The organism is Tolumonas osonensis (assembly GCF_014202415.1).
In the GTDB taxonomy this organism is placed as follows: Bacteria; Pseudomonadota; Gammaproteobacteria; order Enterobacterales; family Aeromonadaceae; genus Tolumonas; species Tolumonas osonensis.
Genome location: NZ_JACHGR010000002.1, coordinates 243,358 through 265,467, shown reverse-complemented (window position 1 = coordinate 265,467; position 22,110 = coordinate 243,358). Strand labels below are relative to the sequence as shown.

Genomic DNA, 22,110 nt, shown 5'->3' with positions numbered 1-22,110 from the left:
GATGACCGACAGAATTCTGGTGCAGGTAGCAGATTTTGATGTGGCGGCAGAATATGCGCACCTTAGTGATAACCCGGAAACCGGCGCTATCGTCAGCTTTATTGGGAAGGTGCGTAACTTTAACCAAAACAGCGATGTAGCCGGATTACATCTGGAACATTATCCAGCGATGACACAGTTAAGTCTGGAAAGGCTGGTGGCACAGGCGTATGAACGCTGGCCGATTCAAGGCTGCACATTGATCCATCGGGTAGGGGATCTCACCATCAACGATCAGATAGTGTTGATTCTAGTCGCCAGTGCCCACCGCAAAGCGGCGTTTGCAGCTTGCGAGTTTCTGATCGATGAGCTGAAAACCAGTGCGCCGTTCTGGAAAAAGGAACGCTTGACCGACGGCTCGTTGCGTTGGGTGACACCGGCGTGATTGGTGGTCTTTTCGCACAATTAACCATAGCTGTTTTGCATCCTCAGCGTCCTCGCAGATATAACCTATAATAAATCTGATTCTCATTCAGATTCTGCGAGGTTTCACATGCGCCAGTTCATATCAGCACTTGCCCTGATATTTTTTTGTGCAATATCGGTGAATGCTCAACCGTTAAAACTCCCACCAGTAGAAGTGGATGCAATGGCAGCTTTGAAGGCTTCACCACGTCATGGTGAATGGGTGAAATACGATGCCGGACAAGGCGACAAAGTTGATGCGTGGGTGGTTTATCCGGAACGCGGCGATAAAGCGCCAGTGGTGATTTTGATCCATGAAATCTTCGGTCTGACTGATTGGGCCCGGGCCACCGCCGATCAACTGGCTGCGGAAGGTTTTCTGGTTATTGCTCCAGATTTCCTCAGCGGCAAAGGTGAGGGCGGAGCCGGAACACCGTCATTCAAAGGCGATGATGTGCGTACCGCAATCCGTAATCTTGATCCGGCAGAGCTGAAACGTCGGTTGGATGCTACCGCAGCATGGGCAACCAGCCAGCCGGCAGGAGGTAAAAAATACGGTGTAGTCGGTTTCTGCTGGGGCGGCGGTGTGGCATTTAACTGGGTGACTCAGCAGCCGGAACTGGGGGCATCCATCGTCTATTACGGCGTATCCCCGAAAGCGGAAACACTGAGCACCATCAAAGCACCCGTGCTCGGCTTATATGGCGGTGATGATGCCCGCGTCACCAATACCGTGCCACCGACACAGGAAGAAATGAAACGACTGGGCAAACGCTATGATGTGAAAATCTATGAGGGAGCCGGACATGCCTTTTTACGTCAGCAAAACGGCATGAATGGCGCCAACCTCAAAGCAGCGACAGATGGCTGGGCGAGAACAGTCGCGTTTCTGAAAGAAACACTGGAAGAGAAAACAAATTCCCTCCCTTGAATCAGGGGAGGGTTAAATGCATTTTCCTGTATTGGTTTGGAGTCAGCCTGAACATTTGTTTAAATGCATGGATATACGCAGAGTCAGATTGATAGTCAAAATCAAGAAACGGATGAGGTAAAAAGATGCGTGTTCATTTTGTCATTCATGAGTCGTATGAAGGCCCCGGTGCATTCAGCCAGTGGGTGGAACGTAAAGGTTTTCAACAAACGGCGACCCGGCTCTATTGCGGTGAAACCCTGCCGCAGGATTTGAATTTTGATATGTTAGTGGTGTTAGGCGGCCCGCAGTCACCTGACACACCACAGGCAGAATGTGCGCATTTTGATGCAGAAGCAGAGAAGAATTTGATTGTCCGGAGTATCAGTGCGGGTAAAGCCGTGATTGGTGTGTGCTTAGGCGCGCAATTGATCGGTGATGCACTGGGGGCGAAATACAGTCACAGTCCCGAGAAAGAAATCGGCTATTTTCCGATTGAGCTAACTCTGGAAGGCCGGAAGGATCCGCTGTTGAAACACTTCAAAAATACTGAATTAGTCGGACACTGGCATAACGATATGCCGGGATTATTACCCTCATTCAAAGTGCTTGCGGAAAGTCAGGGATGCCCACGACAAATAGTGAAGTTCATGGATCTGGTTTACGGATTTCAGTGTCACCTGGAGTTCACCAGAGCGAGCGTTTCCGAACTGATTGAGTTTGCTTTCGAACCTCAACACGTTGGCCACAAAAAGTGGGTTCAGGATAAAGAAACTATTTTGAATAGCGACACGAAAAATATGAATGAATTACTTTTTACCTTTCTGGATAATCTTGTCGCACATATACATGAAAAGACGATAAATCCGAAACCCTATCAGTGCCGGTAACCCGGCACTGTATTCTTCCCCGATTCTGCTTACTTCAGCGCCGCAATATCCGACAGTGTCCAGGCGCTGTGATGCTGTGTCATACCGATTTTCGGGTAATAGTTGACCGCCTGTGGCGCAGCGACAAGGTAAAGCGTACAGCCTTCTTTTAATTCAAGAAATGTTTTACGGATCAACTCTTTGCCGATACCGCTGGCCTGAACGGTTTCTGATACCGCCAGGTCGGAGAGATAACAACAGAAGTTAAAGTCGGTCACTGAACGGGCGATGCCAACCAGTTTTTCACCGGCCCAGGCAGTGACAATCAGATCGGCGTTATCCAGCATGCCCTGAATGCGATCGAGTTTATCGATGGGACGGCGACCACCTAGCGTGGTTTCTTTTAATAAACCGATAAACTGCGCTGCGGAAATGGGTTTGTTTACCGCGTATTGAATATCCATATATCTTCGTCTCCTTGTCTTCAGCGTATCAGCCCGGATGCCCATAATTCAGAATAAACGAAACTGTCATCCTGAACGATGGGCTCCGGTCAAAATAAACATTAACCGGTAACTACTTAAACCGCAGCAACCGCAAGGCATTCGCCACCACCAGCAGGCTGGTTCCCATATCGGCAAAGACAGCCATCCACAACGTACCAAATCCCAGCAGTGTCGCCAGCAGGAATCCGACCTTGATTCCGAGCGCCACGGTGATGTTTTGCACTATGTTGCGCCAGGTTGCCTGTGACAGCCGGACAAACAGCGGCACTTTGCGCAAGTCGTCATCCATCAGCGCAATATCTGCCGTTTCGATCGCGGTATCACTTCCCATGCTACCCATCGCGAAACCGATACTGGCACGCGCTAACGCAGGCGCATCATTGATCCCGTCACCCACCATGCCGACGATCTGCTGTTTACTCATGGCATCTATCTGATTCAGCTTGTCTTCCGGCAACTGATTACTGTAAACCTGATCTATGCCGGCTTGCGCCGCAATCCGGGTCGCGGTATGGGCGTTATCGCCGGTCAGCATGACAGTATGAATATGCAGGTGATGTAATTCGGCAATGGCCTGCTGACTGCTGGTTTTTATCGTATCAGCGACAGCAAACAGCGCCAGAGGATGACTGCCTTTCACTAACAAAACTACCGTTTTACCTTGTGCTTCTGACTGGCCGATCTGCTGAGCAACCTGAGGCATCAGCGTGTCATTAGCGGAAAAAGCTCTCGGGCTGATTAAGCGAAATGTTTCTCCGGCGATGATACCTTGAATACCCGCACCGGTTAATGACGTAATATCCTGAACCGCTAAGTCTGCGGTTTGCGGGTAGGCACGGACAATCGTCTGTGAAACCGGGTGGTCGGAATGTGAAGCCAACGCCACGGCTATCTGCTGACATTCTGTGATGCTGATATCAGCTAGCGGAATCATATCCGTGAGTTCGGGTTTTCCGGTAGTGATCGTGCCGGTTTTATCCAGCGCCAGCACCTGCAGTTTACGCCCCATCTCAAGGTAATGACCGCCTTTAATCAGGATGCCATGACGCGCGGCAACCGACAGCGCGGTAACTATCGCTACCGGTGTAGAGAGTACCAGTGCACATGGGCAGCCAATCACCAGCAATACCAGTGCTTTATAAAGCCAATCAAACCAGGGCGCCGCAAAGAATAATGGCGGAACTAGCGCCACCAATAGCGCAATAGTCAGAATGATTGGCGTATAGATACGGGCAAAACGATCAACCAGACGTTGGATCGGGGCACGTTTTCCCTGTGCCTCTTCCACCGAGTGAATTATCCGGGCGAGCAGGGTATTTTTCGTTGTTGCAGTGACCCGGTAATCGAACGATCCTTGCTGATTAATCGTACCGGCATACACCACATCGCCTTCATTTTTTTCAGCAGGCAGACTTTCACCGGTAATAGGGGCCTGATCGATACTTGAACTGCCACGAATAACAATTCCGTCCAGCGGAATTCGCGCGCCGGGCTTGATTCTTATGACCTGATTGACGCCTACTGTATTTATATACAGTTCTTTCCACGTGTTGTCAGATTGTTGCACCAATGCCTGTTCCGGCGTCAGTGTCATCAGTTCCTGTATTGCGTTACGGGCCCGTTCCAGCGATTTGCTTTCCAAAAATTCGGCAATATTAAACAGCACCATGACCATCGCGGCTTCCGGCCACTGGCCAATCAGAAAGGCTCCCGTCACGGCAATACTCATTAAGGCATGCATGTTAGGGTCAAAACGACGTAATGCCTGCCAGCCTTTTTTGTAGGTCGCCACACCGCTTAACGCAACGGCGATCAAGGCAAAGAGCGCAGCCAGCCATTCAGACAAACCGAACCAGTCGATAGCCTCGGCGGCGATCGCAAAAATACCAGCTAATACCAGTTTCTGATTAGATGTGAGAAGTTGGGAATCACAACCACAGCTGATCGTGCTGGTGAGCTTTGGTTCAGAAGGCGGTAGTTCCTGCTTTGGTGTTTCAGTCTCGCAAGAGCCGCATCCGCAGGCGATACCGCTAATTTTAAGCGCTGGCTTTTTTCCAGAGGCGGAAGCTGGGGAGGGATCCCGGCGAACAGCATTGTTTTTTCCGGGAGATAGCGGTGTGATCCTGCTGATTTTTTTTATTTCCGGTTGTCCCATACCACATCTCCTGAGAATACAAATTTACATATAAATGATATCTTTTATCATTTAACACCCTATAGTAACTACAGGGTCAAGTTTTCTGCGGAGAAAAAAATGAAAATCGGTGAATTAGCCAGACTGACCAATTGTCCGGTAGAGACGATTCGCTTTTACGAGAAAACAGGGTTATTACCGGAAGCGTTGCGTACGGAGAGTAATTACCGTGATTATGAGCCGCTACATTTGGAACGACTGCGGTTTATCCGTAACTGCCGTGCTTTCGATATGTCGCACGATGAGATCCGTCAGCTGATCGCGCTGGTGGATGCTCATGCCGAGAGCTGTCAGTCGGTCAATGAGATCCTGGATGAGCATATCCATCATATTGAAGATCGGATATCCGAACTGACGATGCTGGTGGGGCAACTGAAAACACTGCGTCAGCAATGCCATCAGCAGCAAGGGGTGGATGAGTGCAGGATAGTGCAGGGGCTGGCCAACCTGACGTTACCTGAACGTACAGAACGGCACAGCCACCTCGGTTAACTAATGTGCGGCACCACCATGCGCCGGTGCAGGCCGTGGGCGGACAGTGAGGAACACAAACGGGATCAGCACGACAAACATCCACATCAGGATATTAAACAGATCCAGTGTAGACAGCATGTAGGACTGATGATCGATCGTATTATTGATACTCATCAGCGCGCTGGTTGAGTTCTCACCACTGAATGACGCGGCCAGCGGGTTATACGGATTAATATGCTCTGTTAATACCGAATGATGCAGGCTGGCGTTATGGGTCCAGAACCAGGTCGTCACCGATGACGCAAAACTGGCGCCCAACGTCCGGATAAATGTGGAAAGCGAAGCCGCATCCGCAATAGCCGGACCATTCAGATCAGACAGCAGAATAGTAGTCATAGGCATGAAGAACAGTGAAATACCGATCCCCATAAACAGCTGGATGCTTGCTATCGTATAAAAGTCCACATCGGTGGTGAAATTCGACCGCATAAAGCAGCTCAGACTGATCACGACAAACGATGATGCCGCCAGTTTGCGCATGTCCAGCCGGGGGCCGAGACGACCCAGGATTGGCGTCAGAAACAGCGGGATCATGCCCATTGGCGCCGCTGCCAGACCCGCCCACACCGAGGTATACCCCATCTGGCTTTGTAACCACTGCGGCAGGATCAGGTTAATACTGAAAAATCCGGCGTATCCCAATGTCAGGATGATCGTACCCAGCCGGAAATTCCGGTTGGCAAACAGACGCAAATTAATGATCGGATGATCGTCGGTCAGTTCCCAGATCACCAGAAACACCAGCATGATGGCCGCGAAGACGGAGCCTCCAATAATCCACGGATCACTGAACCAGTCCAGATCATTCCCTTTATCCAGCACAACCTGCAGCGCACCGACACCTAATACCAGCGCGGTAAAGCCAATGTAATCCAATGGCGCTTTGACAGGTTTATGCGGACGATCCTTGAGCTGAGACAGCACTACCATTACCGCAAAAATACCAATCGGAATGTTGATGAAGAAGATCCATGGCCAGCTGTAATCATAGGTCAGCCAGCCACCCAGGATCGGTCCGACAATCGGACCGACGACGGCAACCATCCCCAGCAGTGCCAGTGCCATACTGCGTTTAGCTGCCGGGAAGATAGACATCAACAGCACCTGGCTCATCGGAAACAGCGGCGCCGCGGCAAAGCCCTGTAGCGTACGGTAGATCACCAATTCATTCATGGACTGTGCAATGCCGCATAAGAATGAGGTGATCAGGAAGAAAATCAGGGCGCCCACATACAGATGTACTTCACCAATCCGGCGGCTCAACCAGGCAGTGACCGGTAATCCGATCGCATTACTCACCGTAAAGGAGGTAATAACCCAGGTACCCTGATTCAGGCTGACACCCATGTTGCCGGCTATCGTTGGCAGAGATACGTTTGCGATAGTGCTGTCGAGCACCTGCATGAAAACACCCAATGCAATCGCAAATGTACAGAGCGCGAGATTCGCCGGCTGGAATCCTTGTTGCTGACTCATACTGAAACCCTGTTATTGCTTGGCGTACAGGCTGGATGAGGCAGTATCGTTGGCCGCGATGATCTGCGACACAATACTGTCAATGCCATCCAGCTGACGGGTATACACATCCGTCTGATAACGGGGTTTGGCCGGCGCTGCCCGGGATAACAATTCACCCTGTGTATCCTGAGTATCGACATCCACCATCATGGATAAACCAATCCGCAGCGGATGTTCTTTCAGATCTTTCTCATCCAGCTGAATACGGACAGGCAGACGTTGTACGACTTTGATCCAGTTACCGGTCGCATTCTGTGCCGGCAGTAAGGAGAAGGCACTGCCGGTACCGATCCCCAGACTTTCCACTTTGCCGTGATACTCGACTTTATCACCGTACAAATCGGCAATAATGGTTGCCGGCTGACCGATACGCATGGTTTTCAGCTGCGTTTCTTTAAAGTTGGCATCCACCCAGACCTGATCCAGCGGTACCACCGCCATCAGTGTCGCGCCCGGCGTCATACGCTGACCGACCTGAACATTCCGGCGGGCCACGTAACCGGATACCGGCGCAACCAGACTGGTGCGCTGTTTGGCCAGATAAGCCTGACGTAACTGACCAATCGCACTTTTAACCAGTGGATGAGTCTCCACGGTGGTATTGCGGACTAACGCTTCCTGTGATTTCAGTTGCTGTTCCGCGACCGCCAGTGCTTTTTCGGCGGAATTCGCCATTTCCTGCGCGTGACTTAACTCTTCCTGCGATAAACCGCCGGCTTTCACCATATTTTTACGACGGGCCAGATCAGACTCGGCCTTGCGTAATGCGATTTTCTGTTCTGCCACGACGGCCCGGGCCTGCTCGGCGTTATTGAACATGGCCCGTACCTGACGGACTGCCTGTGCCAGACTGGCTTCGGCATTATCAAAAGCGATATCGGCATCACTGCTGTCGAAACGCACCAGCTCCTGTCCCTGCGTGACATAATCGCCATCATCGGCGGCGATACGGGTGACGGTACCGGCTATTTCCGGAGTAAGCTGAACTAAATTGCCATTTACATAAGCGTCATCGGTCGATTCCGAACCTGTACCAAAATTCAGATACCAGTAAGCGGAACCGGCACCTGCGATCAGCAGCGCTGCGGCAAAGATTGTCAGGCCTTTTTTACGTTGTCTGGCATGTGCCGCGACGTGTTTTTCAGATGTTGTCTGATTCATAGGAAACCTCAAAAACTAGCTATTCTGTTTATTATTTGCGGAAGTTGTCTGCTGCTGATCCGAGAATCCGCCCCCTAAGGACTGGATCAACCGGACCTGCGTTGTCTGCTGCTGATTTTTCAATGTTGTAAATGCCGATTCAGCCTGCAGCAACTGTTGCTCTGCCATCAGCACTTCCAGCTGGCTTCCCATTCCTGCCTGATAGCGTTTTTCCGTGATTTGATAACTTTTCTCTGCCAGGTCCATACTCTCTCTGGCATCCAGTAACTGCTGTTCCATTGATTGCAGTGAAAGCACGTTATCGCTGACATCATTCAGTGCGGTGATTAACGTCTTGTTATATTGCGCGACGGCCGCATCGTAATCCGCGGTCTTGGACATCAGATCGGCTTTCAGATCGGACGTAAAGATCGGCAGAGAAATAGCGGGCGTCACATTCCAGGAACGACTGACATCGGCAAAGACGGCATCGCCCAATACTGATTTAAACCCGGCCATCGCGGTCAGATTAAAATCGGGATAGAAACGGGTTTTAGCCGCATCGATCTGTTTGCCAGCCGCTTCTGCACGCCAGCGGGCAGCGGTAATGTCAGGTCGGTGACTGAGCAAAGATGCCGGCAGATTTTTTGGTAAACGGAAATCGGCCTGAACAAAAATCGCCGGGCGAGGGATGCTTTGCGCGCGGTCCGGCCCTGTTCCGGTCAACGCAGCCAGGGCATTTTTAAGCTGAGCGACTGTCAGTGAATGTTGTTTCAGCGATTGTTTCGCACTGGCGGCGCCGCTTTGTGCAGCGTAAAGCCGATCCTCGGAAGTCAGACCATTCTTGAGTAACCGCTCGGTGATATCTGCGATACCCTGATTTCGTTCCAGATCCTTTTTCGCCAGATCTTCCAGTGCATACGCATTAGCCAGTTGCACATAAGTCTGGGTAATACTGGTTGAAAGCGCGATACGGGCCGCTTGTTGATCGATCTCGGCCGCTTTCAGGTTATTGACGCTAGCTTCCCAGGCTGCACGCTTTCCGCCCCATAAATCGAAACTGTAGTTAAACGTTAACCCGAGTGAACGCGTCGTCGAGTAACGGTTGCCTTCACCCTGAGGGTCTTCCAGACGAGAAAGAAGGGCACGCTGCAGACTGGCATCGGCGCTCAAAGTTGGATCAAAACGGCTATCTGCGGCAGCGACCTGCGCATTGGCCTGATTTAACCGGGCGGCGGCCAGTTGCGTGTCCGGACTGTTTTTCAGCGCTTCCGTAATCAATGCGTTCAGATTCTGATCACCAAAGCTATTCCACCAATCCTGTTGTGGCCAGTTCGCCGGTGACAGTGTGCCCGTGTTCAGGCTCTGGCTGTGATTCAGAATAACGGTATCCGCTAAGGTATTTTGCGGACGGATATCATCAGGTGCTGCACATCCGGACAAGAGAATCGCGGCTGTAAATGAAGATAAAAGAAAATACGGACGCATTTTTTATTCCTGCGGATCGGATGATTCTGGTACTGAATAGTGTTCTTTCGCGAACGCACAACCCGAGGAGGCCAGAATTTTTCTCAGACAATGTTTCAGCTGAGATTTCTCTTCTTCTGTCAGGCTATGAGTTAATTCGGCAATGGCATCGACGGCTAATGGCTGAGCGCGACGAATCGTCTCATACCCTTTATCGGTTAATCCGATGAGCTGGGCCCGGCGATCTTCCGGTGCCGGATAACGACAAATCAGCTCTTTCTTTTCTAGGCGGTCCAGCATTCTGGTTATGGCGCTGTTATCCACGCCGAGTGATTTACCGATATCGCTGGGACGGTTTTTATTAAACCGATAGATATTAAATAAGGCTTTAGCCTGACCCGCAGTAATGTCTTCCGGTTCCAGATGTTTATCCAGTAAGCGATCTTTCAGCAGGTTAGTGTGCCCGATCAGAAAACCCAGGCTTTCCGATAAAGGTTCCATCTTTCCTGATTCTTGCTTAGACATTAGTTGACCTCACAATAATTGATTAGGCATTAGTTGCCTATGCAACTAATTATGCGCTTCTGTTTCGGGCATAGCAATACACAAGAAAGCAATATTCTGTCTCGGAAGCTGCGCGACAGGATAATTCACTGGTATTTCGCAATTTTTCCCAGATTTCGAGAAGAGGCAGAGGAGTAAGCCGATGGTTCCTTAAAGAGATGGCTAGTGGATATCACTGTAACGCTGGTGGCCGTATCAGGCTTTGGACTGCGGATCTGACCGTGATGCGCAGGGGAGAGTGATATTCAGTGTCGCAAATGTTATGTTCAATAATGTAGGCCTTCACCCAAGCGGCTCTCCGAACACTCCCCACATCTTCCCTCAGAAAATCGATAATCTCCGTCTTCAGGCAATGTCATCATGAGCACAGAAAACCGGTGACATCGATAGGAAAAACTTTTCAGATAAATAGGCCAAATAAAATTGCTTCTCATTTACGTTATTGATAATAATTATCATTAAGAAGGGATAGTAATGAGAGGCAATATTATGGCGATCAAAAAATTAGTATTAATCCGTCATGGTGAAAGCACCTGGAATCAGGAAAACCGTTTCACCGGCTGGACCGACGTGGCGCTTTCCGCGAAAGGGGTAGAAGAGGCCCATCAGGCCGGAAAACTGCTCAAGGCAGAAGGGTATACCTTCGACTACGCCTACACGTCTGTGCTTAAACGTGCCATCGCCACACTCTGGTATATTCAGGAGGAGATGGGGCTGGAGTGGATTCCGGTCGAAAAAGAGTGGCGGCTGAATGAACGTCACTACGGAGCGTTGCAGGGCCTGAACAAAGCGGAGACCGCGCAGAAATATGGCGATGAACAGGTGCTGCTCTGGCGCCGGGGCTTTGCGATCACACCGCCGGCACTGACGGAGGATGATGAACGCTTTCCCGGACATGATCCCCGGTACAGCCAATTGAACCGGGAACAGTTGCCGCTGACCGAAAGTCTGGCGATCACCATTGATCGTGTCATCCCATTCTGGAATGCAGTCATTAAGCCTCGGGTGGCATCAGGCGAACGGGTCATTATTGCTGCTCATGGCAATTCATTACGTGCGCTGGTGAAGCACCTCGATGGCATCAGCGAGAAAGACATTCTGGAATTGAATATTCCGACAGGGGTACCGCTGGTGTATGAGTTCGATGACAACATGAATCCGGTCAAACACTATTATCTAGGCAATCCGGAAGAAATTGCCGCGAAATCCCATGCCGTCGCCAGCCAGGGCAAAGCTGCGTGATGAACATTAGTCTGTATCTGTATTAGAACAGACCTGATCTCGGCCTTGTTGTTTCGCCAGATAGAGCAACCGATCAGCCGCCTGAACCATGTCATCCAGCTTGTCGGTTAGCTCATCGGTGATCCCGAAACTGGCGGTCACGTACACCGGATGTCCAAGATCCATCGGTGTGTTCTTCAGGCTGGTTCTGAATTGTTCAATCCGGTTCAGCGTAAGTTCAAATGAGGTATTGAATGCAATCAACCCGAATTCTTCACCTCCTAAACGGAAGGTAATAAAGTCGGGAAAGTGTTTTGCAAACAGCGCAGCAATGGTTCGCAGGATGGTATCGCCGGAGTGAGAACCATAGGCGTCGTTGATCCGTTTAAAGTGGTCAATATCCATGACACAGAGCGTCACCTGTTGGCCTGCCGATTTGGCGGCATGAAATTGTTTTTCAACTTTTTCAAACAGATAACGGCGATTGAATAATTGTGTCAGGTAATCGCGATATGTCATCTCACGTAACTTTGTAAGCAGTTCAAGCTGTTCCAGGTTCTGATTTACCCGACACAGCAGTTCTTCCGGCGCAAAAGGTTTCGTCAGAAAGTCGTTCGCGCCGTACTTGATAAAGCGGGCAGCCAGTGATTTTTCATTAATAGCGGAAATACCGATAATGGCTAAATCCTCTTTGCTCCGCTTTTCCCGTAAGCTTTTTATCAAATCGGTCCCGTTCATACCCTGCGTATGATAATCGGTAAGGACCAGTTTGATTTCCGGATGTTTACCGAGAATAGCAAGTGCATCCGCCCCCGTTGCTGCCTCATGCACGATGAGTTGCCAGTGTCTTAGCTGTCGCGTAACAAATGGCATACTGTTGAAGGTATCTTCCACAACCAGCACAGAAATAAACCGGTTAAGGAAAAGCCGGTGTAACAGGTTAATCACATAATGAAATGACGTTTTCGTGCCTTTGATAACGTAATCCAGCACGCCGCGATCCAGCAAATCATCACGCTTTTCTTCACTAAAACCGGTGGCCATGGCAATCACCGGAATATGCCACTGCAGCACTTCGTCCAAAATGTCACTTTCGGTTGCATCGGGGAGCGTCAGATCGGCCAGTATGACGAAGTACTCATGATTGGCCGCCAGCAGGGCGCTGGCTTCCGACAGGGTATAAGCACAGTCCACTTTGGTAGTGAGCTCCTGAGTGATCCCCGAACTGAGAGCACGGGAAAACATCGGGCTATCTTCAATCAATAATATCTTGTTCATAGACTCAGAATACGGTCAGCAAAATTGAGTGATCTATTAAATTGATTATAAACTCACCAGCAGGAAGTGCTTACCTTGAATCCCCGGATTTTGCATAGAGAATTAAAGGGTTAAATATAATTTATTGAAAATAAAGGAATAAAAAGAGAGGGAAGGGATTTGAAAGGCAGAACAGAAAAATTCTGTTCTGCCTGGATAATTACTTGTGACGCTCTTTCAGACAATTCACGACGTCAGCCAGTTGCAGGCCTTCGTTTTGCAGCAGAACGGTCAGGTGATACAGCAGATCGGCTGATTCATTGATCAGTTCTTCACGATCTTTTGCCATGGCCGCCAGAGCAACTTCCACACCTTCTTCACCCACTTTCTGAGCAATACGTTTGGTGCCTTTGGCATACAGACGTGCTGTATAGCTGGACTCCGGATCCGCATTTTTGCGACCAGCCAGAATCTGTTCCAGTTCAGCTAAAAAGCCCAGTGGCAGAGCAGGGTGTTCATCAAAGCAGGACGGGCAACCACGGTGGCAGGTTGGGCCGATTGGATCAGCCGCAACCAGCAAACTGTCGTTATCGCAGTCGGTGGTGATCGCGCGCAGTTGCAGCACATGGCCGGAAGTCTCGCCTTTAGTCCACAGACGACCTTTGCTGCGGCTGAAGAAAGTCACATGTCCGGTTTCGATGGTTTTTTCCAATGCTTCACGGGTCATGTAGCCCTGCATCAGAACTTCGCCGGTATAGACATGCTGCACAATCGCCGGGATCATGCCGTCAGTCTTTTCCCAATCCAGACGATTTGGATCAACAATTTTCATCTCAGTCACGGATCTGCACTCCTTCGCTACGCAGATAAGCTTTTAATTCAGGGATCGGAATAATGCCCTTATGAAAGACGGAAGCGGCCAGCGCGCCATCAACATCGGCAATCTGGAACGCATCGCGGAAATGCACCATTTCGCCGGCACCACCTGAGGCAATCAGCGGTACTTTGCACAATTCACGGATCAGTTTGAGCTGCGTCAAATCATAGCCCTGACGCACGCCATCCTGGTTCATCATATTCAGTACGATTTCACCGGCACCGCGTTTCTGTACCTCGACTACCCAATCTGGCGTAGTCCATTTGGTAATGCGGGTGCGATTCTCGTCGCCAGTATATTGTTTTACCTGGTACTGACCAGTAGCGGCATCGAAATAGGAGTCAATACCGACCACGATGCACTGCACACCAAAACGATCCGCCAGCTCGGTGATCAGCGCCGGATTTTCCAGCGCAGGGGAGTTGATGGATACTTTATCCGCACCAAACTCCAGAATGCGTTTGGCATCTTCCACCGATTTGATCCCGCCTGCAACGCAGAAAGGAATATCGATGACTTCAGCAACACGGCTCACCCAGCTTTTATCCACCACGCGGGCATCAGAAGAAGCAGTGATATCATAAAATACCAGCTCATCGGCGCCTTCATCTGCGTAACGTTTTGCCAGCGGAACAATGTCACCCATCACTTCGTGATTACGGAACTGTACGCCCTTAACAACGACACCGTCTTTAACATCCAGACAGGGGATTATGCGTCTTGCCAGCATGCAATCGCCTCCTTCACGGTGAATTTGCCTTCCAGCAGTGAACGGCCAAGGATCACACCACCAACACCGGTACCTTTCAGCGCTTCGATATCTTCAATACCACCGATACCACCAGACGCTTGCCAGCTGATCTGCGGGAACTGGGCTGCCAGATCGCGATACAGGGCGACATTACTGCCTTTCAGGGTGCCGTCGCGGGAAATGTCTGTGCAGAGCACGTGTTTCAGACCAACCGGCAGATAATGCGCCAGCAGCGCTTCAATGGTGACACCACTGTCTTCCTGCCAGCCAGCGACCGCAATTTTACGGTTACCGTCTGCATCAATATTGACGTCCAGTGCCAGTACAATCTTGTCGGCACCGTATTTCTCAACCCAGCCAGCAACCGTCGCCGGATCTTTGACTGCAGTCGAACCAATCACCACACGATTGGCGCCAGCATCCAGCAGGTCTTTAACGTCCTGCTCGGTACGTACACCACCGCCAATCTGAACCGGAGCGTTGGTATTGGCCAGCAGTTTACGAATAACAGTCAGCTGACGTTTGGTGCTGTCTTTGGCGCCGTCGAGGTCAACCAGATGCAGCTGGGTTGCGCCCTGTGCCACATAGTCATCAAAGCGACCTTGCGGGTCGGCGGAATATTCAGTTTTCTGACCGTAGTCTCCCTGATAGAGGCGAACTACTTTACCGTCGATTAAATCAATAGCCGGAATAATCATCACATCTCCAGGAAATTACGAATCAGTTGCGCACCCAGTTTGCCGGAACGTTCCGGATGGAATTGCGCACCAAAGAAATTATCTTTACCTACTACGGCACTGAATGGCTGGCCATAATCACAGCGTGCCAGAGTGGCGTCTGTGATTTCCAGTGCATAAGAGTGTACGAAGTAGAAATAGCTACCGGAAGGAATGTCCTTGAACAGCGGGTGAGTACCATCATGTTCAATCTGGTTCCAGCCCATGTGAGGCAGACGCAGATTGCCTACCTGCATCAGTTTTACTTTGCCCGGAATGATGCCCAGACACTGGATATCACCTTCACCGTCCATGCTTTCTTCAGATGCCTGCGCCAGCATCTGCATACCGAGACAGAAACCCAGCAGTGGCTGTTTGGCTTCACGGATCAGGTCAACCAGATTGCGTTCCTGCAGATTGCGCATTGCCGCTTTGGCTGTACCCACACCCGGCAGGATCAGCTTATCGGCAGATTTGATGTCAGCCGCATCGCAGCTGACAATCGGCTCAACGCCCAGGCGTTGGATCGCCATTTTGACCGAAGACAGGTTGGCACAACCGGTGTCAATAATGGTCAGTTTCATGCTGAACTCCTTACAGAACACCTTTGGAAGAGGGCAGTTCGTTGCCTTCTACCTTGATTGCTTGACGCAATGCACGACCAAAGCCTTTGAACAGCGCTTCAACCTGATGATGCGTATTACCTTCAGTGACAGACAGATTCAGCGTGATCGCCATGGCATCTGTCAGTGAGCGGAAGAAATGCTCAACCATTTCAGTGTTGAATTCACCCACCTGCTCACGACCAAAGTTGGCTTCAAATACCAGGAAAGGACGACCCGACAAATCAATTGCGACCTGAGCCAGGCATTCATCCATCGGCAACAGGAAACCAAAACGACCCACACCGCGCTTATTACCGAGTGCTTTTTTCAGCGCTTCGCCCAGTGCAATGGCGGTATCTTCTACCGTGTGATGATCATCAATGTGCAGATCGCCTTTCACGCTCAGCTGCAGGCTGAAACCAGCGTGCGTCGCGATCTGATCCAGCATGTGATCAAAGAAGCCAATACCGGTATCAATTTGATTTCCACCGGATTTATCCAGATCGACATCCACGCTGATCTGGGTTTCCTTGGTATTTCTGATCACGTGTGCCTTGCGGCCTTTATTCAGCAGCATGTCACGGATCTGAACCCAGTTGCAGGTTTCCGGATTGTAACGGATACCATGGATACCCATGTTTTCCGCCAGTTGTACATCAGTGATACGATCGCCGATCACATAGGAGTTAGCATGATCAATGCGACCAGAGTGCATATAGTCTTTCACAATACCCAGTTTCGGTTTGCGGCAGGTACAGTCATCATGCGGGAAGTGCGGGCAAATCAGTACGGCTTCCCAGGTCACGCCCTGCGATTCAAAGATATGCATCATCAGGTCTTGTGGCGGCTGGAAGTTTTCCAGTGGCAGACTCTCAGTGCCGAGACCATCCTGATTGGTCACCATCACTAATACATAGCCAGCGGCTTGTAAATCACGCAGCGCCGGAATGACCATCGGTTCAAAACGCAGTTTATCCAGGCTATCTACCTGTTTATCAATCACAGGCTCTTCAATCAAAGTACCGTCACGGTCAATGAATAGAAATTTTTGTTTTTGGCTCACGGCGTTCTCCCTGTCAGGCCAATGATTGCAGCACGGTTAATACCGCCTGCATTTCCGCTTCGTCACCGATAGTGACACGCACGGAATTATCCAGCATCGGCTTATTAGCGAAATCACGCAGAATAATGCCTTGTTCGACCATAGCGGCAAACACTTTTGCGCTGTCGGTAAAACGAATCAGAACAAAGTTACCGTTATCGTCATAAATATCTTTCACGCATGGCAATGCAGCGATGTCGGCTTTGAATTTCTGTTTCAATCCGTTCAGCCACTGAATACGCTGACGCATCGTTTCCAGACCGGCAGGACTTAACGCCTGTGCCGCGATCTGAGCGACCGGTTCCGCAATAGGGTAAGGCGCGATCACTTTCAGCAGCAGTCCGATCACTTCCGGATTGGCAATGGTGAAGCCACAACGCAGGCCAGCCAGCGCAAAGCCTTTGGATAAGGTTCTGGTGATCACCAGGTTAGGGTAATTGTTGATCAGATCGATCATGCTGAACTGCGGACAGAACTCGATATAGGCTTCATCCACTACCACGATGGCTTTATCCTGAGTGGCATTCAGTACCGTGATCAATTTCTCGCGATCCAGCACAGTGCCGGTTGGGTTATTCGGTGAACAGAAGAAAATAACCTTCACACCATCCAGCTGTTCCAGAATAGCAGGCACATTCGGTTGAAAATCTGGCAATGGCGCAACAGTACGGATGCCGACACCGCATGTTTCGGCACTGATGGAATACATGCCGTAAGTCGGCGGGCAAATCAGGATCTCTTCTTTTCCTGGTTCACAGAAGGTACGAACCAGCAGCTCAATCGCTTCGTCAGAACCACGGCTGACCAATACCTGATCGGGTTTAACACCGGCATAGGCAGCATAGGATTCAATAACCTGTGGTGGCTGACATTCCGGATAACGGTTCAGACGGCTGCTATCCAGCGTATATTGTTCACTTTTAGGTGCTTCATTGGCGTTCAGGAATACATGACCTTTACCGCCGATACGACGCGCGGAAAGATAAGGAGTCAGATCCTGTACACGCTGACAGGCCAGTTTGGTTAAGCTGGTTGGAGCAGTACTCATTATTTCGCCTCCTGGCTGTTAATGCTGTCCATACGAATAGTTACGGCACGTTTGTGCGCAGTCAGACCTTCAGCGTCTGCCATGGTGGTTACCGTCGTCGCCAGACCTTTAAGACCATCCGCGCTCAGTTCCTGCACGGTATAACGGCGCTGGTAATCGGCCAGGCCGAGGCTGGATGCCGTTTTGGCATAACCATAGGTTGGCAGAGTGTGATTGGTACCACTGGCATAATCACCGACAGATTCAGGTGTCCAGTTACCCAGGAAGATGGAACCGGCATTCTCCAGTTTGCTCAGCAGGGCGCGAGGCTCTGCCGTCTGCACAATCAAGTGTTCCGGCGCATATTCATTGGAGATCGCACAAGCTTCTTCCAGATCGGCACAGATGATAGAGCGGCTGCTTTCCAATGCTTTGCGGGCAATCTCAGCACGGCTCAGTTCGGCCAGCTGTTTTTCCAGCTCTGCATCGACTTTATTCGCCAACTCAACAGAAGGCGTTACCAGCACTACCTGAGAATCCGGGCCATGTTCAGCCTGAGACAGCAAGTCGGCGGCAACAAATGCAGCATTCGCGGTATCATCCGCAATAACCAGCACTTCTGACGGACCGGCAGGCATATCAATCGCGGCACCACGGAAGTCCATGCTCACCTGACGTTTGGCTTCGGTTACCCACGCATTACCAGGCCCAAAGATTTTATCGGTTTTTGATACGGATTCTGTGCCATAAGCCATGGCAGCAATCGCCTGTGCGCCACCCATGGTATAAATCTCGTTCACACCACACAGTGTTGCTGCATAGATGATTTCATCAGCAATCGGCGGAGGAGAGCACAGGATCACTTTACGACATTCTGCAATTTTCGCCGGAATAGCCAGCATCAATACGGTAGAAACCAGAGGAGCACTGCCGCCCGGTACATACAAACCTACCCGGTTGATTGGTTGATAGTGCAGTTCGCAACGGACGCCCGCTTGTGTATCTAAAGACAGCGGTGCGGATTTTTGTGCCTGATGGAAAGTGGCAACGTTATTGTAAGCATGCTGGATAGCTGCTTTCAGCTCAGGAGTGGTGCGTTCACAAGCGGCTTTGATAGTGGCATCGCTTAAACGCAGGTCACCATCACTGACCTTATCGAATTTCGCGGTGAATTCGCGCAGCGCGCGGTCACCTTCGGTCCGGATGCGATTCACGATGTTGCTGACAATACTTGTGATTTCAGCTGAGTTACTCATTGCCGGACGGGTCAGCGTCTCACGACGCTGTTCCGCATTCAGATTTGCCCACTGAACGATCTGCATAGTCTGCCCCCGTTACATCATCATTTTTTCGATTGGCAGTACCAGAATAGAGCTGGCACCCAGCGCTTTCAGTTTTTCCATGGTTTCCCAGAAAAGGGTTTCGGTAGCAACAACGTGCATCGCGACATGCGTGGTATCGCTGGCCAGTGGCATCACGGTTGGATTTTCAGCGCCAGGCAGCAGCGCGGTGATCTCAGCCAGTTTGTCTTTTGGTGCGTGCAGCATGATGTATTTGCTTTCACGGGCCTGCAGCATGCCTTCCAGACGTGGCAACAGACGGTCAACCAGCTTCTGTTTTTCCGGATACAGTTCAGTGTCCGCCTGAATCAGGGTGGCTTTGGAGCGGTAGATAACCTGAACTTCTTTCAGACCATTAGCTTCCAGTGTGGCACCGGAAGAAACCAGGTCACAGATAGCATCGGCCAGACCGGCGCGAGGAGCAACTTCGACAGAACCAGTCAGCAGGACCGGTTTGAAGGTCACGCCTTGTTCAGCCAAGAAACGTTTCAGCAGGTGAGGGTAAGTAGTGGCAATTTTTTTGCCTTGCAGAGCAGCGACACCGGTCCATTCCTGTTCACGAGGAATGGCCAGAGACAAACGACATCCACCGTAATCCAGATCTTTCAGCTTTTTGAATGCAGTAGCCAGGCCCTGAGACTGGCGTTCCAGCATGGTTTCTTCCAGTACGTTTTCACCTACAATTCCCAGATCGACAACCTTGTCCATTACCAGGCCAGGAATATCATCATCACGAACACGCAGAATATCGATTGGCATGTTTTCAACATGCGCAATCAGGCGGTCTTCACGCAGATTGATTTTAAAACCACAGCTTTTCAGCAGTTCTTGAGAATCCTGACTCAGGCGACCTGATTTCTGCATCGCGATGCGCAGACGTTTGCTATCCATAGTTATATCCTTGTAAATGAAAAAACCCTCGGAAGTAGTGGCTTCCGAGGGTTTAGTGATTGGCTTGGGAACCACTGGGAAGTCACGTTTGTGTCTTCCAGCAGCAATCCTCCTGAAAGACTATTCCGGATGATGGCGGTGATGGTGATGCACAGTCTTCAGTAAGGTCATTATTGCTAATTTGCTTCTTTATTGTCCCAATGCCTAACAAAATACCGTGCCTGATAAAAAATGCAAGCACAGATTACAGGTATGAAAGAGATTCGGAATCACAAGTTCGCGGATAAGCCTCGTAATGATACAATTACCGTTCTGAATTAAAGCTGAATTGGATCCGGCTCTGTGTCATTGCAAATAATCAGACATCAACAACGCTGGCGGCGTCAGCTCTGGCTGACGGTCCTATGCTGTTCTTTATTACTTGCTGTCATCATCAGTTTGTCATCCGGCAGTTATCATATTGGCATGACCGATTGGTGGCAGGGGTTAACACAGATACAGCAACAGATAATCCTTGAGTTGCGTCTGCCCCGGACCGTTCTTGCTATCGCCGTGGGCGGCGGGCTGGCTCTTTGTGGCGCGGTATTACAGATATTATTGCATAACCCGGTCGCAGAACCGGGTCTGATCGGCATTTCCGGTGGGGCCAGTTTATTAGCTGTATTACTTATTTTTGCCGGTCATCAGTTTGGTATTTCAATCCCAGCCTGGGGCGTGAGCGTCTCTGCATTCTGTGGTGCCTTATTAGTAACCATGCTGCTTATCCGGCTGTCTCATCAGGGGCAAATGGGTGGAAGCCGGCTACTTTTGCTTGGTGTTGCTGTTGGTATCGCCAGTAATGCGCTGACTACTTGGCTGCTGTATTTTTCCGATGATCAGGCATTACGCGAGATCATGTTCTGGATGATGGGAAGTCTGGCCTATGGTCAGATTCACCCGGCTTACTGGTGGTTACCGTTTATCCTTGTCTGCGGCTGGCTGGCTTGTCAGCACCGGAAACTGGCATTGCTGCAACTCGGTTCATATCAGGCACAGCTAATGGGGTTAGATCTGCAAAAAACACAACGTAAATTGGTTTGGGCGGTCTGTTTTATTAGCGGTATGTGTGTTGCGCTGGCCGGCGTTATCGGATTTATCGGACTGGTTGTACCGCACTTATTACGGCTTGCCGGTAAAGATGGTCCTGCCTTTACTATTCCTGCCTCTGTGCTGGCGGGAAGCCTGTTGTTATTGGTCGCCGATATATTATCCCGTTCGGTGGTCAGTGCCGGCGAGCTGCCGGTAGGGGTTGTGACCGCGACTATCGGCGCGCCCGTGTTTATCTGGTTATTGGTGCGTCGTCATGCTCTCTCTGGTTGATTTTTCGGTCGCAAACAGAGTCGGTCCGGTTACCGCCTCGGTGTCACCGGGTCAGCACATTGCTTTGCTTGGGCCGAATGGCAGTGGTAAATCCAGCCTGTTACTGGGTATTGCAGGGTTAATTGCATCGCAAGGCCAGCTACAACTGGAAAAACAGGATATCCGGCAATGGTCAATGCAGCAGGCCGCAGTTAAAAGAGCCATGTTGCCGCAGCGAACCGCGCAATTGCTACCGATCGCCTGTCATCAGGTCATTGCATTGGGCGCAGCGCCCTTGAATCGTCATGAGTCGGTTGTAGAGTCAGCGATTGAACAAGTTTGCGCCCGTTTAGAACTGGCGGATTATCTGAGCCGTGATTTTAGCCAGCTCTCCGGTGGGGAACAGCAGCGGATTTTACTGGCAAAGACGTTATTGCAGGTCTGGCCATCACTCAATCCGCAGGCACGTTTGTTGTTGCTGGATGAACCGCTCGCCGGGCTGGACTGGCATCATCAGCTTATATTGCTGGGCCTGCTCAATGAGCTCAGATTACAGGGGCTCACAATCATGACATCAATTCATGATTTTAATCTGGCTGTTGCCCACTGTGATGTTATTTGGTGTTTACAGCAAGGAAAGCTGGTTTTTTCAGATGTGGTGACGCAATTTGATGAGCATCTGATCGAACAGGTTTTCCGTCTCAAGACAATTCGTAGTCAGGCAGAAGGCCAGACATTGTTTATTCCATGGCAAGTCAGTGATGAAGCCTGTCAGAAGAGGAAGTGAGTGTGAAGCCGGGAAACAAAGGGTTATACCGTGTCTATAAAGCAAGCATTTA

The 22,110-nt window shown here is 50.4% G+C and carries 22 protein-coding genes and 1 other annotated feature; of the genes, 7 read left to right on the top strand and 15 right to left on the bottom strand.

Annotated features, from left to right (window positions below; all coding sequences use genetic code 11):
• Nucleotide 1: 1 nt before the first annotated feature.
• The 3 genes from HNR75_RS03715 (at nucleotide 2) to HNR75_RS03705 (ending at nucleotide 2,244) form a co-directional block, all read left to right on the top strand.
• On the top strand, nucleotides 2-424 hold the full coding sequence (locus HNR75_RS03715; protein WP_188025677.1) for a molybdenum cofactor biosynthesis protein MoaE: 423 nt from the start codon (nucleotides 2-4) through the stop codon (nucleotides 422-424).
• Nucleotides 425-628: 204 nt separating this feature from the next.
• Nucleotides 629-1,375, top strand: a complete 747-nt coding sequence (locus HNR75_RS03710) for a dienelactone hydrolase family protein (RefSeq protein ID WP_188025676.1) — start codon at nucleotides 629-631, stop codon at nucleotides 1,373-1,375.
• A gap of 125 nt (nucleotides 1,376-1,500) precedes the next feature.
• A complete protein-coding gene (locus HNR75_RS03705; protein ID WP_188025675.1) occupies nucleotides 1,501-2,244 on the top strand; it encodes a glutamine amidotransferase-related protein in 744 nt (247 codons plus the stop codon).
• A 29-nt stretch (nucleotides 2,245-2,273) separates the two neighbouring features.
• Here HNR75_RS03705 and HNR75_RS03700 read toward each other — a convergent pair whose 3' ends face one another.
• On the bottom strand, nucleotides 2,274-2,687 hold the full coding sequence (locus HNR75_RS03700; RefSeq protein WP_188025674.1) for a GNAT family N-acetyltransferase: 414 nt from the start codon (nucleotides 2,685-2,687) through the stop codon (nucleotides 2,274-2,276).
• A 112-nt stretch (nucleotides 2,688-2,799) separates the two neighbouring features.
• Nucleotides 2,800-4,884 carry a heavy metal translocating P-type ATPase gene (locus tag HNR75_RS03695; RefSeq protein ID WP_188025673.1) on the bottom strand — a complete coding sequence of 695 codons (2,085 nt, stop codon included), beginning with the start codon at nucleotides 4,882-4,884 and terminating at the stop codon, nucleotides 2,800-2,802.
• Between the two features lie 99 nt (nucleotides 4,885-4,983).
• On the opposite strand from HNR75_RS03695, the gene cadR reads away from it, so the two are divergent.
• Nucleotides 4,984-5,415 (top strand): Cd(II)/Pb(II)-responsive transcriptional regulator, encoded by a 432-nt coding sequence (gene cadR / locus HNR75_RS03690; protein WP_188025672.1) that lies wholly within the window; start codon nucleotides 4,984-4,986, stop codon nucleotides 5,413-5,415.
• On the opposite strand, the gene HNR75_RS03685 is transcribed toward cadR, so the two are convergent.
• The 4 genes from HNR75_RS03685 to HNR75_RS03670 are packed head-to-tail and all read right to left on the bottom strand — an operon-like array spanning nucleotide 5,416 to nucleotide 10,107.
• Complete coding sequence (locus tag HNR75_RS03685; protein ID WP_188025671.1) at nucleotides 5,416-6,933, bottom strand: DHA2 family efflux MFS transporter permease subunit; 1,518 nt, start codon at nucleotides 6,931-6,933, stop codon at nucleotides 5,416-5,418.
• A gap of 12 nt (nucleotides 6,934-6,945) precedes the next feature.
• On the bottom strand, nucleotides 6,946-8,136 hold the full coding sequence (locus tag HNR75_RS03680; protein ID WP_188025670.1) for an HlyD/EmrA/EmrK family protein: 1,191 nt from the start codon (nucleotides 8,134-8,136) through the stop codon (nucleotides 6,946-6,948).
• A 15-nt stretch (nucleotides 8,137-8,151) separates the two neighbouring features.
• Nucleotides 8,152-9,603, bottom strand: a complete 1,452-nt coding sequence (locus HNR75_RS03675; protein WP_188025669.1) for an efflux transporter outer membrane subunit — start codon at nucleotides 9,601-9,603, stop codon at nucleotides 8,152-8,154.
• 3 nt (nucleotides 9,604-9,606) lie between these two features.
• Entirely contained in the window at nucleotides 9,607-10,107 is a 501-nt protein-coding gene (locus HNR75_RS03670) for a MarR family winged helix-turn-helix transcriptional regulator (RefSeq protein WP_188025668.1), read from the bottom strand.
• 513 nt (nucleotides 10,108-10,620) lie between these two features.
• Here HNR75_RS03670 and gpmA point away from each other — a divergent pair.
• Nucleotides 10,621-11,388, top strand: coding sequence for a 2,3-diphosphoglycerate-dependent phosphoglycerate mutase (gene gpmA / locus HNR75_RS03665; protein WP_223157745.1), 768 nt, complete (start codon nucleotides 10,621-10,623; stop codon nucleotides 11,386-11,388).
• Nucleotides 11,389-11,394: 6 nt separating this feature from the next.
• On the opposite strand, the gene HNR75_RS03660 is transcribed toward gpmA, so the two are convergent.
• From HNR75_RS03660 to hisG, 9 genes are all read right to left on the bottom strand, one after another.
• Entirely contained in the window at nucleotides 11,395-12,645 is a 1,251-nt protein-coding gene (locus tag HNR75_RS03660) for a diguanylate cyclase (RefSeq protein ID WP_188025667.1), read from the bottom strand.
• 199 nt (nucleotides 12,646-12,844) lie between these two features.
• Nucleotides 12,845-13,456, bottom strand: coding sequence for a bifunctional phosphoribosyl-AMP cyclohydrolase/phosphoribosyl-ATP diphosphatase HisIE (gene hisIE / locus HNR75_RS03655; protein WP_188025824.1), 612 nt, complete (start codon nucleotides 13,454-13,456; stop codon nucleotides 12,845-12,847).
• 1 nt (nucleotide 13,457) lies between these two features.
• Nucleotides 13,458-14,231, bottom strand: coding sequence for an imidazole glycerol phosphate synthase subunit HisF (hisF, locus tag HNR75_RS03650; protein ID WP_188025666.1), 774 nt, complete (start codon nucleotides 14,229-14,231; stop codon nucleotides 13,458-13,460).
• Entirely contained in the window at nucleotides 14,213-14,950 is a 738-nt protein-coding gene (gene hisA / locus HNR75_RS03645; protein ID WP_188025665.1) for a 1-(5-phosphoribosyl)-5-[(5-phosphoribosylamino)methylideneamino]imidazole-4-carboxamide isomerase, read from the bottom strand. Before hisA ends, hisF begins: the two co-directional genes overlap by 19 nt.
• Complete coding sequence (hisH, locus tag HNR75_RS03640; RefSeq protein ID WP_188025664.1) at nucleotides 14,950-15,552, bottom strand: imidazole glycerol phosphate synthase subunit HisH; 603 nt, start codon at nucleotides 15,550-15,552, stop codon at nucleotides 14,950-14,952. The genes hisA and hisH overlap by 1 nt, the downstream gene beginning before the upstream one ends.
• Nucleotides 15,553-15,562: 10 nt before the next feature.
• On the bottom strand, nucleotides 15,563-16,636 hold the full coding sequence (gene hisB / locus HNR75_RS03635; protein ID WP_188025663.1) for a bifunctional histidinol-phosphatase/imidazoleglycerol-phosphate dehydratase HisB: 1,074 nt from the start codon (nucleotides 16,634-16,636) through the stop codon (nucleotides 15,563-15,565).
• Between the two features lie 13 nt (nucleotides 16,637-16,649).
• Nucleotides 16,650-17,723, bottom strand: a complete 1,074-nt coding sequence (gene hisC, locus HNR75_RS03630) for a histidinol-phosphate transaminase (protein WP_188025662.1) — start codon at nucleotides 17,721-17,723, stop codon at nucleotides 16,650-16,652.
• Nucleotides 17,723-19,024: a histidinol dehydrogenase gene (gene hisD / locus HNR75_RS03625; RefSeq protein WP_188025661.1), complete on the bottom strand. Its 1,302-nt coding sequence runs from the start codon at nucleotides 19,022-19,024 to the stop codon at nucleotides 17,723-17,725. The genes hisC and hisD overlap by 1 nt, the downstream gene beginning before the upstream one ends.
• A 12-nt stretch (nucleotides 19,025-19,036) precedes the next feature.
• A complete protein-coding gene (hisG, locus tag HNR75_RS03620) occupies nucleotides 19,037-19,933 on the bottom strand; it encodes an ATP phosphoribosyltransferase (RefSeq protein ID WP_188025660.1) in 897 nt (298 codons plus the stop codon).
• Nucleotides 19,934-19,949: 16 nt separating this feature from the next.
• Nucleotides 19,950-20,078: a sequence feature (His leader region), on the bottom strand.
• 197 nt (nucleotides 20,079-20,275) lie between these two features.
• On the opposite strand from hisG, the gene btuC reads away from it, so the two are divergent.
• Together btuC and HNR75_RS03610 are read left to right on the top strand one after the other, a co-directional pair.
• Complete coding sequence (btuC, locus tag HNR75_RS03615) at nucleotides 20,276-21,292, top strand: vitamin B12 ABC transporter permease BtuC (protein ID WP_188025659.1); 1,017 nt, start codon at nucleotides 20,276-20,278, stop codon at nucleotides 21,290-21,292.
• Nucleotides 21,276-22,058, top strand: a complete 783-nt coding sequence (locus tag HNR75_RS03610; RefSeq protein ID WP_188025658.1) for an ATP-binding cassette domain-containing protein — start codon at nucleotides 21,276-21,278, stop codon at nucleotides 22,056-22,058. The genes btuC and HNR75_RS03610 overlap by 17 nt, the downstream gene beginning before the upstream one ends.
• The last annotated feature ends 52 nt before the right edge of the window (nucleotides 22,059-22,110 follow it).